General features: G+C 67.2%; 11 protein-coding genes. 1 reads left to right on the plus strand and 10 read right to left on the minus strand.

Annotated features, from left to right (window positions below; translation table 11 throughout):
• Nucleotides 1-40: 40 nt before the first annotated feature.
• Together BLS91_RS06560 and BLS91_RS06565 are read right to left on the minus strand one after the other, a co-directional pair.
• A complete protein-coding gene (locus BLS91_RS06560) occupies nt 41-811 on the minus strand; it encodes a hypothetical protein (protein ID WP_092339948.1) in 771 nt (256 codons plus the stop codon).
• 67 nt (nt 812-878) lie between these two features.
• On the minus strand, nt 879-2,942 hold the full coding sequence (locus BLS91_RS06565; protein ID WP_092339949.1) for a M3 family metallopeptidase: 2,064 nt from the start codon (nt 2,940-2,942) through the stop codon (nt 879-881).
• 62 nt (nt 2,943-3,004) lie between these two features.
• Here BLS91_RS06565 and BLS91_RS06570 point away from each other — a divergent pair, with 62 nt between their 5' ends.
• Entirely contained in the window at nt 3,005-3,838 is an 834-nt protein-coding gene (locus BLS91_RS06570) for a methyltransferase domain-containing protein (RefSeq protein ID WP_092339950.1), read from the plus strand.
• 14 nt (nt 3,839-3,852) lie between these two features.
• Here BLS91_RS06570 and BLS91_RS06575 read toward each other — a convergent pair whose 3' ends face one another.
• From BLS91_RS06575 to BLS91_RS06610, 8 genes are all read right to left on the minus strand, one after another.
• The gene (locus BLS91_RS06575) at nt 3,853-4,245 is read right to left on the minus strand and encodes a GntR family transcriptional regulator (RefSeq protein WP_233197303.1); all 393 of its coding nucleotides are present in this window, start codon (nt 4,243-4,245) and stop codon (nt 3,853-3,855) included.
• Complete coding sequence (locus BLS91_RS06580) at nt 4,220-5,173, minus strand: hypothetical protein (RefSeq protein WP_134505307.1); 954 nt, start codon at nt 5,171-5,173, stop codon at nt 4,220-4,222. Before BLS91_RS06580 ends, BLS91_RS06575 begins: the two co-directional genes overlap by 26 nt.
• Before the next feature lie 78 nt (nt 5,174-5,251).
• Entirely contained in the window at nt 5,252-5,521 is a 270-nt protein-coding gene (locus tag BLS91_RS06585) for a hypothetical protein (RefSeq protein ID WP_092339953.1), read from the minus strand.
• Nucleotides 5,522-5,524: 3 nt separating this feature from the next.
• Nucleotides 5,525-5,971, minus strand: coding sequence for a GNAT family N-acetyltransferase (locus BLS91_RS06590; protein WP_092339954.1), 447 nt, complete (start codon nt 5,969-5,971; stop codon nt 5,525-5,527).
• Nucleotides 5,972-5,979: 8 nt separating this feature from the next.
• Nucleotides 5,980-8,589 (minus strand): valine--tRNA ligase, encoded by a 2,610-nt coding sequence (valS, locus tag BLS91_RS06595; protein ID WP_092339955.1) that lies wholly within the window; start codon nt 8,587-8,589, stop codon nt 5,980-5,982.
• A 122-nt stretch (nt 8,590-8,711) separates the two neighbouring features.
• Nucleotides 8,712-10,400 (minus strand): dipeptide ABC transporter ATP-binding protein, encoded by a 1,689-nt coding sequence (locus BLS91_RS06600; RefSeq protein ID WP_198412808.1) that lies wholly within the window; start codon nt 10,398-10,400, stop codon nt 8,712-8,714.
• A complete protein-coding gene (locus BLS91_RS20295; protein ID WP_092339957.1) occupies nt 10,397-11,275 on the minus strand; it encodes an ABC transporter permease in 879 nt (292 codons plus the stop codon). Before BLS91_RS20295 ends, BLS91_RS06600 begins: the two co-directional genes overlap by 4 nt.
• Nucleotides 11,272-12,213, minus strand: a complete 942-nt coding sequence (locus BLS91_RS06610) for an ABC transporter permease (protein WP_092339958.1) — start codon at nt 12,211-12,213, stop codon at nt 11,272-11,274. The genes BLS91_RS20295 and BLS91_RS06610 overlap by 4 nt, the downstream gene beginning before the upstream one ends.
• Between the last annotated feature and the right edge of the window lie 35 nt (nt 12,214-12,248).

Below are 12,248 nucleotides of genomic sequence, written 5' to 3' on the forward strand. Positions count from 1 at the left end.
ATAGTGCATTCGGTGTGTGTGCCGTAGTCTGCGGGGGTGCTCAGTCGACATGTGAGGTGTTGCGGCGTATCTGGCTGACCTCGAATCGGGTACGCACGACGATGCCGGCCGTGGTGCGTTCGATACTGAGCGCGGCAAGAGTTGCGGCGAGGGCCAGCAGCGCTCCGGCTGCCTCAAGACTCTCCTCAACGCCCAGCAGGACGTGGTATTCGAGGCTCGCACGAGCGAGGTCATCCTGGCGCCCGCCAACGATGTACCCGCTGAGTGCTTCGATTCCGACCGCGCCGAGCAGGTAGATCGTGCCCGCGACGATGAGCCGCCGCCGAAGACGGCGGTCAAGTCGTCGAGCAATCCACAACACCACCAAGCCAGCGGCAATGGCGAGCGGCACCCCGAGGGTGAGCCACGCGAACGTGAACGACGAACCGAGATTGAACCGGGCCAGCTTCTCATGCAGCTGGGCGATCTCATCGGCAGACATCTCAAGTGCGACAGCGCCGAGGAGGAAGTACGGCAGCGCGGCCCTGCCCTCGTGTCGTGCGGTGAATCCGACGACGCCGAGGGCGACGCCGACGCCCGCCAGGAGAAGGCCGGAAATCCAGGCCCACAGGTTGGCTTCACCATCGGCGTAGAGCAGAATCGCCGTTCCGCTCAGAAGAGCCCAGCCCGGTGCGGAGCTGTCGATGTTCTCGCGGATGAAATGCAGCACCAGTCCGGCCAGCAGTATCCCGGCCAAAACGATGGCGGCGATCCACAAGAAGCGCCGCCGGCCCGCGCCCTGGCGTGACGGTTCCGGAGTGTCCATGGTCATGGAGCTTACGGCCAGACCGAGCCGGGCACATCCTCAATCCTGAGGGTGCAGGGTTCACCTGCAGGCCCTAGTTGAGGCCGCGGCGGTCGAGCAGCGGCTGCAGCTCGGCATCGCGGCCGCGCCAGTGCCGGTAGGCCTCCAGCGGGTCCTTGGTGCCGCCGACTCCGAGCAGTCGGTCCCGAAAACGATCACCATTGGCACGAGTGAGGCCGCCGTTCTCCTTGAACCATTCCACGGTGTCGGCGTCGAGGACTTCACTCCAGATGTAGGAGTAGTACCCGGCGTCGTACCCGCCCGAGAAGGTGTGGGCGAAGTAGGTGCTGGCGTAGCGGGTGGGAACTGCGGGGTTGTCGAGACCGACGGAAGCGAGGGCATCCGCTTCGAACCTGGCAACGTCAGTGACGGTCGTGTCGGCATCGATCCGGTGCCAGGCCTGGTCGAGCAGCGCTGCGGCCAGGTATTCACTGGTGAGGAAGCCCTCATTGAAAGCCGACGACGCCTGGATGCGGTCAACGAGCTGCTGCGGCATCGCCTCACCGGTCTGGTAGTGGCGAGCGTAGTTGGCCAGCACCTCGGGCCAGAGCATCCACATTTCGTTGACCTGGCTGGGAAACTCGACGAAGTCGCGGTACACATTGGTGCCGGAGAACTTGGGGTAGGTGGCCCGGGCGAGCAGGCCGTGCAGGGCATGGCCGAATTCGTGGAATAGGGTCGTGACCTGGTCGTAGGTGAGCAGGGTCGGCTGCCCGGCGGCAGGCTTGGAAACATTGAGGTTGTTACAGACCACGGTCGTCTCGGTGCCGAGCAGGGTGGACTGCGCGACCAGGGCGTTCATCCAGGCCCCGCCACGCTTGGAATCGCGGGTGTAGAAATCGCCGATGTACAGCCCGAGGGCCGAGCCATCTTCGGTCGTGACCTCGAACACCCGCGATTCGGGGTGCCAGCCGACCAGATCGGGCCGAGCGGTGAAGGTGAGGCCATAGAGCTGGTGGGCCGCGTAGAAGACCCCGTTGGCCAGCACGCTCTCGAGCTCGAAATAGGGACGCATGGCGGCAGTGTCGACGTCGTACTTGGCCCGGCGTACCTTCTCGGTGTAGAACGCCCAATCCCAGGCGGCCAGCTCGAAACCGCCGCCCTCGGCGTCGATCACGGCTTGCAGGTCGGCCTGCTCCACGCTGGCATTGCGGGCAGCGGCCGGCGCGAGACGCCCGAGCAGATCCCAGACCGCGCCGGGAGTCTTGGCGGTCTCATCGGCGGTCACGTAGGCGGCGTGGCTGTCGAACCCGAGCAGGCGGGCGCGCTGGGCCCGCAGGTGGGTGATCTCGATCACGAGCGGCCGGTTGTCGCTCGCAGTTCCCGCATCATCTGAGCGGATGCCGCGGGCCCGGCTCGCTGCCAGCAGCCGTTCGCGCACCCCGCGGTTGGTGAGGCTCGCCAGGTAGGGGTGCGAGGTGGGCAGCACGAGGCTGATCAGGTACTTACCGTCGAGCTGGCGTTCCCGCGCAGCCTCCGCGGCGGCCGAGATCTCGCCATCGCTGAGCCCGTCGAGCTCGGCCAGGTCGGCAATGACGAGGGCGAGCTCGTTGGTGTCGGCCAGCAGGTTCTTTTCAAACCGGGTGGTGAGGGTCGACAGCCGCGAGTTGAGATCACGCAGAGACTGCTTATCGTCGTCGCTCAGGCCGGCCCCGGCCAGTGTGAACTCGGTGAAGTACCGGTCGAGCAGGTAGAGCGACTCGGCATCGAGTTCGAGATCGGAGCGCTGGGCATGCAGAGCGGCGATGCGGGCATACAGGGCGGGGTCGAGCCTCATGGCATCGGCGTGGGCGGCCAGCAGCGGCGCAAGTTCTTCTTCGAGGTCGTTGGTGAAGTCGCTGGAGTCGGAGGAGCTCTTGTTGAAGAAGACCTCGGCCACCCGCGACAGCGTCTGCCCGCTGCGCTCGAGCGCGACAAGCGTGTTTTCGGAGGTGGGGGCATCCGCTGTGTGGGTGATTGCCCCGACCTCCGCGAGCTGCTCGGTCATGCCCTGCAGAAAAGCCGGGCGGTAGTGCTCGTCACTGATCGACGCGAACGGCGGCAGCTGGTAGGGCAGAGTACTGCGGGCGAAAAAGGGATTGTTCACGGTGGAAGCCATGCCTCCACCCTAGCCAAACCCGCCGGCCCGGCCCGGTCACCGGCTGCGCGTAGGATCTCACCATGACCCACCTGACCGGCAGTTCAGAGTCCGCTCCACGTGACGAATACACCCACGGGCACCATGAGAGCGTGCTGCGCTCGCATACCTGGCGCACGGTCGCGAACTCGGCGGCCTACCTCATTCCAGAATTGCAGGCCGGGAGCGTGCTGCTCGATGTGGGCTGCGGCCCCGGCACGATCACGGTCGATCTGGCTTATCGGCTCGCTCCGGGCCGCGTGGTCGGCATCGACGCGTCGAGCGATATCGTCGCGCGCGCGACCGGCCTGGCCGCCGATGAGGGGGTACACAACGCGAGTTTCCAGGTCGGGGACGTCTACGTACTCGCCTGGCCCGATGCGACGTTCGATATCGTGCACGCCCACCAGGTGCTGCAGCACCTGGCCGACCCGGTCGCGGCGATGGCCGAGATTCGCCGGGTGCTCAAGCCGGGCGGCGTGTTCGCCGCCCGCGACGTCGACTACGGCGGAGTCATGATCGCACCGAACATCGACGGCCTGGTCGACTGGATGCGGGTCTACCGCGAGGTGCACTCCTGGAACGGCGGTGACCCCGATGCCGGTAGGTCGCTGAAGGCCTGGGCCCGGCGGGCCGGATTCACCGCGGTGACCAGCAGCGCATCCATCTGGTGCTTCGCGTCGGATGCGGAGCGCGAGTGGTGGGGCGAATCGTGGGCGGTGCGAGTGACCGAATCAAGTTTTGCAGCGCACGCTATCGAGTCGGGGGTGGTGGACCTCGCCGATCTCAAACGGATGGCCGTGGGCTGGCGCGAGTGGGTACGCGACCCCAACGGCTGGTTCGGCATGCCGCACGGCGAGATTCTGGCCCGAGCCTGACGCGAGGCCGCGAATCAGGGGAGGCGGGGCCACTCGGCGCGCACCGCACTCAGCGCGTCGTCGAGACTGACCCCGCGCCGCTGCAGGGCGTGCACGAAGCGTCGAGCGCTGGCCCGGGATTCGTCGTCGAGGCCCTGATCGGCGCGAACCCGGGTGCCGCTGCCACGGCTGGTTGAGATAAGCCCGGCCGCTTCCAGCGCCGCGTAAGCGCGCGCGATGGTGCCGGTCGCCACGCGCAGATCGGCCGCGAGCTGGCGCACCGACGGCAGGCGCTGGTCGGCCGCAAGTGTTCCGGCCCGGATCTGATCCGCCAGCTGCGTGCGAATCTGTTCGAACGGAGGTGTGGGGTGCTCGTCGTCGAGGGTGATCATGCGCGGGCGGTCATGACTCGCGAGCGGATGCCGCATCCACTGCCGGGGTGCCGACGGCGGCAACCCGGCCGAGTGGCTGCCTGGTCGCATCAAGAATAGACAGGATGACCAGAACCCCGCCGAGCAGAGCGACCACCAGCCCGGCGATGACCTCGGTGAGGCCGATGGCGGCGGCCGGCTGCACGGAGGAGAGAGCAACCCCGCCCGGGGCGAAGACGGTCGCGGCGTTGCTGGTGGTCCAGCCGGCGAACAGCAGAACGCCCCCGAAGTACAGAAACAGCGCTCCGGAACTGAGCTGCATGACCACCCGCGTGGCCAGAATGCGCACGGCACGATCGAGGTCGCTGAATTGTTCGGAGCGTGCGGCCGAGGCGATGCGGCCGAGCGCGAACAGAGTCGCTGCGGCGAGCAGCACAGTCAGGCCGATCAGCGGCAGACCGTAGTACCAGCCCGGGTACGGGCCCGCGGTGCTGGACCCGATAGTGATCGAACGAAAGGCGCCGTCCGGCTGTGGGCTGGAGGCCAGGCCGGCGATGATCGCGAAGGCGACCACGGTGGCTGCGGCAGTCAGCGGCAGCAGGAAGCCCCAGGCCGGGCCGTAGCTCCACACGCGTCGCGGCATCAGGTCGGCCGAGCGGCGGCTGGCGCGGTCGGTGACGATCCTGGTGGGGCAGAGCGCGAAGACCAGCAGTCCGAGTGTCGCGGCGAGGCCGGGTGCAATCATCAGCGGCAGGCCGTACCAGCCGCGGTGGGCCTGGTTGACCAGGTCGAGCGCCCAGAGCACCACGCCGCCGGCCGCGAGGGCGCTGATGTTGCGCACTATGATCGAGCGGGCGAACCGGCGCGCTCTGACCGTGCCAATGTCGTCAACCGTCACGACCAGGCCAGCCAGGCGCTTGCGGCTGCCCACCCGAACAACCCCGACAACGATGAAGACGAGGACGAAGTAAAGGAGAAAGAGCACGCTGGCCACCTTTCGTGTATCACTAGGATAATACACAGACGGTAGCATGTGTATCACCGAGAGGCTACACGGGCGAAGCTAGATCCATTCCTCGTCGTCGTCATCGACGGTGGTCGACGGCTGCGTGATGGTGGCGCTGTCGTCCACCGGGTTGTAGCGGATGATGGTGCCATCGTCGAGCTCGATCACCGGCTTGGACTCCAGCCAGGTCAGCGTCCAACGCCAGGTGCTGGTGTCGACGGCGAGAGCTGTGGAGTCTTCCTCGACGGCGCGCACGGCGATTTCGACAACGTGCGGAAGACCGGTCGGCAGGGTGCCGCCGAGGGTCCACCGGGTACCCAGTTGCATGGTCTAGACGTCGATTTCGTAGGTGACCCAGTCGGTACGCGTGCCAAGCTGGTCATAGAGCACCTGCGCGGTCGCGTTGTCGGCCGCGGTCAGCAGCTGAACCTGGGCGAGTTTGTGCTGTCGGGCGTAGTCCTTGGTGAACTCCATCAACTGGGTGCCGACGCCTTGGCCGCGAGCGTCCTCGGCGACGTAGAGGTCGTCCAGGAACAGTGCGAGGTCACCGCTGAGCGTGCGCGGCACGCTGCGGTAGTGCGCGAAGCCCACGAAGTCACCGTCGTCGTTGACCGCGACGGCGCCGTCGAGCTCGTTGTTCGCGTCGATGATCCAGCTCCAGACCTGCAGGGCTTTCTGATCGGTTAGTTCGATCTCGTAGAACGCGCTGTAGCCCTCGAACAGGCCCAGCCAGGCGAAAAAGTCTTTATCGCCCAGCGGGCGCACGGTTACGGACATCTGGTCTCCTAGCTTTCCAACACGGTGGCGAACACGATATCGGTCACAGCGAGTTCGCTGCCGTCGACAAAGGTTAGTTCTTGAATCCGACCGACCGCTTTGAGATCAGCGGCGGCCAGGGTGAGCAGTGCGATCTCGGCGGGTGCACCGCATATTACTGCGGAATCCACCTCGGACTTCTGCGACGCTTTCGCATCAGTCTTGGCACGACGGATACCGGTCAGCGCCCGGCTGGCCAAATCAAGCAGGGCGATGTTGCCGGTGGCGACCTCGTCGCTGCCGAGCAGGTCGGCCGCGATCGGCCACGGAGCGGTGTGCACCGAGCCCGCGTTCGACCACGACCACGCCTCTTCGGTCGCGAACGGAACAAACGGTGCGAACAGGCGCAGCAGGGTGGCCAGCGCGGTGCGCAGCGCGGCAACAGCGGATGCCTGCGCCGGGCCGGGCTCGCCGTAGGCGCGTTCCTTCACCAGTTCGAGGTAGTCGTCGCAGAAGGTCCAGAAGAAGCTTTCCGTGGTTTCCAGGGCGCGCGCGTGGTCGTAGTTCTCGAACGCGGTCGTGGCCTGGGCGACTACGGCGGTGAGACCGGCGAGCATGCTCTGGTCGACCGGCTCGGTGATCGGGGCATCGATGCTGCCGGCAGACATGAAGACGAACTTGCTCGCGTTGAGAATCTTGATGGCCAGGCGTCGGCCGATCTTGATCTGCGTCGGGTTCTGCGGGTCGAAGGCCGCGTCGGTGCCTAGGCGAGAGGATGCGGCCCAATAGCGCACCGCGTCGGAGCCGTGCTTTTCGAGCATGTCGGCCGGGGTGACCACGTTGCCCTTCGACTTCGACATCTTCTTGCGGTCGGGGTCCACGATGAAGCCGCTGAGCGCGACGTGCTGCCATGGGGACGTGCCGTGCTGCTGCTCGGCGCGCAGCAGGGTGGAGAACAACCAGGTGCGAATGATGTCCTGGCCCTGCGGGCGAAGCGAGTACGGGAAGACCAGCTTGAACAGCTCCGGGTCGCGTTCCCAGCCGCCGGCGAGCTGCGGGGTGAGCGAGGAGGTGGCCCAGGTGTCCATGACGTCGACCTCACCGACGAAGCCGCCGGCCTGGCCGCGCTGGCTTTCGGTGTAGCCGGGTGCGGCATCCGATGACGGGTCCACCGGCAGCAGGTCGCGGGTGGCGACGATCGGCTGGTCGAAGACGGGGTTGGCGTCGGCGTCGAGCGGGTACCAGACCGGCAGCGGCACGCCGAAGAAACGCTGGCGGGAGACGAGCCAGTCGCCGGTGAGACCGTTGACCCAGTTCTCGTAGCGCACCTTCATGAATTCGGGGTGCCAGGCCAGCTCGGTGCCGTGCTCGAGCAGGCGCGAGCGCAGCTTCTCGTCGCGAGCACCGTTGCGGATATACCACTGCCGGGTGGAAACGATTTCGAGCGGCTTGTCGCCCTTTTCGAAGAACTTCACCGCGTGCACGATCGGTTTCGGGTCACCGATCAGGTCGCCGCTGGCTTTCAACAGCTCGACCACGGCGGCCTTCGCGCCGAACACGGTCTTGCCAGCGAGTTGCGCATACGCTGCACGCCCGGCTTCGGAGGTGATCGCCTCTGGCACGTCGGCAATGATTCGGCCGTCGAAGCCCATGATCGCACGATTGGGCAGGTCGAGCTCGCGCCACCAGACCACGTCGGTCACATCGCCGAAGGTGCAGATCATGGCGATGCCTGACCCCTTGTCCTTCTGGGCGAGGTGGTGGGCGAGTACCGGAACCTCGACACCGAACACGGGGGTCGTCACCGTGGTGCCGAACAGGTGCTTGTAGCGTTCGTCATCCGGATGCGCCACCAGGGCCACGCAGGCCGGCATCAGTTCGGGACGGGTCGTCTCGATCTCGATCGTCGTTCCGTCGGGCTTTGCGAACGACACCCGGTGGTATGCGGCCGGCATGTCTTTGTCTTCGAGTTCGGCCTGGGCCACCGCGGTGCGAAAGGTGACGTCCCAGAGGGTGGGCGCCATGGCCTGGTAGGCCTCGCCTCGTTCGACGTTGCCGAGAAAGGCGAGCTGTGAGGTGAACAGGGCTTCCGGGCCGATGGTGCGGTAGGTCTGGGTCCAGTCGACACTCAGACCGAGGGTGCGCCAGAGGGCTTCGAACTGCTTCTCATCTTCTTTGGTGAGGGTTTCGCACAGCTCGATGAAGTTGCGGCGGCTGATGGGCAGCTGATCGGCAGCCTTGGTGCTCTTGCCGTCGCCACCCTCGAACGGCGGCACGAAGTTCTCGGTGTAGCCAAGCGATGGGTCGCAGCGCACGCCGTAGTAGTTCTGCACGCGCCTCTCGGTGGGCAGGCCGTTGTCGTCCCAGCCCATCGGGTAGAAGACGTTCTTGCCGCGCATCCGCTGAAACCGGGCGACGACGTCGGTGTGGGTGTAGGAGAACACGTGCCCGATGTGCAGCGAACCGGAGGCGGTCGGCGGGGGAGTGTCGATCGAGTAGATCGTTTCGCGGGTGGCGTTCTCCCGGGCGAAGCGGTAGGTTCCATCGGTGTCCCAGCGGGATTCCCACTTGGCTTCGAGCCCTTCGAGGGCGGGCTTTTCGGGAACGTTGGATGCGGGGGCGCGATCGGTGGTGGTCATACTTCTCCGGTTCGGTATTCGGCACCGTGTCGATGGTGAGGTGCCTCGTGTGCCCATCTAATCTACCTGATCGGTTCTTTTTCCCCGAACGGGGGCTTCCGGTACGGCTTGTCGGCGTGGGATCAGGCCGACAAACGGGGCACGGCGGCGAGCAGCTGTGCTGAATACGGATGCTGCGGCTCGGCAAACACGCGCAGCGCTGGACCGAGCTCCACGATGCGGCCCGCACGCATGACCGCGATCTGATCGCTGACGTGCGCCACGACACCGAGGTCGTGTGAGATGAAGACGAGGCTGAGCCCGCGTTCCCGCTGGACGTCGTCGAGCAGGTCGAGCACCTGGGCCTGCACGGTCACGTCGAGCGAGGAGACCGGTTCGTCGCAGATGAGAATCTGGGGCTTCCCGGCCAGGGCACGGGCGATACCGACCCGCTGCCGCTGCCCGCCGGAGAGCTCGAGCGGACGTCGGAGCAGCACCGTGGCGGCGAGGCCGACCTCGTCGAGCAGGGTCGCGAGCCGCGCCGTCGTCTGCGGCGTGCGGCGCTGTCGGCCAAGGCTCAGGGCGTCACTGAGGATCTCGGCGACGCTCCAGCGCGGATCGAAAGAGCCGAGGGCATCCTGATAGATCGCCCCAACGCCGGGGCGCAGAGCACGCCGCGTCTTCTCGCGGGCCGTGCTCCAGGGCTGGCCGAACACCCGAACCTCGCCGTGCTCCGGCGTGAGGAGCGCGAGCAGAAGTCGCGCCGTCGTGGTCTTGCCGGAGCCGGATTCGCCCACAATTCCGAGGGTGCTGCCGCGGGGCAGGGCGAACGAGACCGTATCCACGGCGAGCTGCCGGGTACCGTCGGGGTGTCGAAAACTCTTGGACAGGCCGATGGCTTCGAGCACGATGGTGTTGTCGGCGGGAGTCTTTCGAACAGAGTCGATCGCGGTATCGGGAATGTTCGGGGTGTCGGCCTCGCTCAGCCTCGTGCCGCGCGGCTTGTCGGCGGGGATCGCGGCGACCATGCGCCGGGTCTGTTCCTGCTCGGGCCACCCCAAAACCCGCTCGGTACGGCCGGTCTCCACCAGCACGCCATCGTGCAGGACTGCCACCCGGTGCGCGATGCGGCTGACCACAGCGAGGTCATGACTGATCAGCAGCACGGCGGTACCGGCACCGGTGATCTGCTCGAGCAGCGCCAGGATCTGGGCCTGAACGGTCACATCGAGGGCCGTCGTCGGTTCGTCGGCAATGAGCAGCGGCGGGCTCAGCGCTATCGCCGCGGCAATCAGGGCGCGTTGGCGTTCCCCGCCGGAAAGCTGCCCGGAGAGCTTCTGCACCTGCAACTCGGGGTCTGGCAGACCGACGGCGTCGAGCAACTCGAGCACCCGCTCTGCCCGCGCGGAGGCGCCGAGACCGGTGTGCAGACGGAGGGAGTCGGCGATCTCCCGGCCGATCGGTCGCAGCGGGTCGAGCGAGACCAGGGCATCCTGCAGCACCAGTCCGACGTCCTTGCCGCGGCGGGCCTGCCAGGCAGGCTCGGTCAGGCCGAGCACGCTGTGGCCGCCGAGCTCGAGCCGGTCGGCGCTGACCCGGGCGTTCGCACCGGCCAGACCGAGCAGGCTGCGGGCGGTCACGCTCTTTCCCGAGCCGGATTCGCCGACGATGGCGAGGCACTCGCCCGGCGCGATATCGAAGGATACGCCCCGGACAACCGGTGCGGCTGCGCCGAATCCCACCCGCAGATTACGTACGGACAACGCGGCAGCGCGCTCACTCCGAGATGTGTCGCCGTTCCGGCGTGCCGCGCTCGTGTCTGCCTCGCTCATGCGTGCCTCATTCGACGGTCGATGCTGCGGCCGAGCACAGTGGCGGTGACGGCGGTCAGCACGATGAACAGACCGGGAAAGAAGCTCATCCACCAGGCCGACGTGATGTAGGTGCGTCCGGCCGAGAGCATGGCGCCCCATTCCGCGGTCGGCGGTTCGGCTCCGAGCCCGAGGTAGCTGAGAGTGGCAGCCCAGACGATGGCCTGGCCGATGCCGAGGGTCGCGAGCACGAACAGGGGAGCAAGGGTGTTCGGCAGGATGTGGCGCAGCAGAATCTGCCAGCGGGTGCGTCCGAGCACGGTCGCGGCCTCGACGAAGGCAGCGGAGCGCACCGAGATCAGCTGGGCCCGAATAATGCGGGCATACCCGGGCGCGGTCGACAGCCCGACGGCGATCGTGGCGGTCGCCACGCCGGGGCCGAAGATCAGGATGAACAGCAGGGCCAGGAGCAGTCCGGGAAAAGCGAACAGCACCTCGAGAACTCGGTTCACGGTGAAGTCAACGACGCGGCCGAGCATTCCGGCCAGGGTGCCCAGCACGATGCCGAGCCCCAATCCGATCGCGGTGGCGGCGGCGCCGATCAGGAGCGAGTACTGGGTGCCGTGAACGACCCGGGTGTAGATGTCTCGACCCGATTCATCGGTGCCGAAGCCGTGCGCGCCGGAAGGCGGCTGAAAGGCCGAAAGTGGGTCGATGCCGAGCGGGTCGCCCGGGGCGAGCAGCTGCGGCACCACGGCCGATGCCAGCAGGAACAGGGCGAGCACTGCGGCCGCTGTCTCGGCGACGCCGAAGCGTCGTCGTCGACCAGACTGTGCCGCCCGGTCGGGCTGGCCGGCCTGCGCGGCCAGCCCGACCTGCACCTCCAGGTCGCTCATGAGAGGCGCAATCGGGGATCGACCAAGCGACTGACGGCATCCGTCAGCAGGGTCATGAGAATGTAGGCGACCGCGACGATCATCACGACGCCGATCACCACGGGAACGTCACGCAGGGTGACCGCGTTCAGCAGGGTGCGGCCGAGGCCGGGGCGAGCGAAAATGGTTTCGACCACGACCGCGCCGCTGATCAACGAGCCGAAGGCCCAGCCGGACAGGCTGATCGCGGGCAGGGAGGCGTGGCGTAGCGCGTGGATCCAGCGCACGCCGCTCTCGCTTTCGCCGCGGGCACGGGCCGAGAGCACGAACGGGCTCTCCAGGGCGCGGAGCAGGGATTCGCGCATGATCTGGCCGAGAAATCCGGCCAGCGGTATGGCCAGGGTGAGTACCGGCAGCACCAGGCCGAGGGCGCCGCCGGTGCTGATCGGCGGCAGCACGCCGAGCCAGATGCTGAACACGACGATGAGCGAGGTGGCCAGCCAGAAATGCGGCAGCGCTGCCGCGACGATTTCGAGCGCCGACCCCACCCGGGAGGCGATCCGGCCGCTCTGGGTAGACCAGGTCGCCAGGGCGAGGGCGAGCAGCCAGGCCAGGGCCAGAGCGAGCACGGCCAGCAGCAGGGTGCCGCCGAGCTGGCTCAGCATGAGCGACCCGACGTCCTGGTTGAGGGCGTAGGACCGGCCCAGGTCGCCGGTTGCGAGCCGGCCGAGCTGGGCGAAATACTGCACGATCACGGGCTGGTCAAAGCCGTACTCGGCGTTGACCGCGCCGAGGGCTTCCGGGGAAGCCTGCGATCCGGGGCCGCCGAGCACGGCCTGGGCCGGGTCGCCCGGAATAAGGCGCACCGCGAAGAAGGTGACGGACGCCACCGCCCACAGCACGAAGACCGCTCCGCCCAGGCGGGCGAGCACGCGTCTCAGCAGGCGGAGCACAGGCATCCGCAGCACGGCCCGGCGTCGACCGGGAGCGCTGC

Origin of the sequence: Cryobacterium flavum (genome assembly GCF_900103805.1) — a bacterium.
GTDB classification, from domain to species: Bacteria; Actinomycetota; Actinomycetes; order Actinomycetales; family Microbacteriaceae; genus Cryobacterium; species Cryobacterium flavum.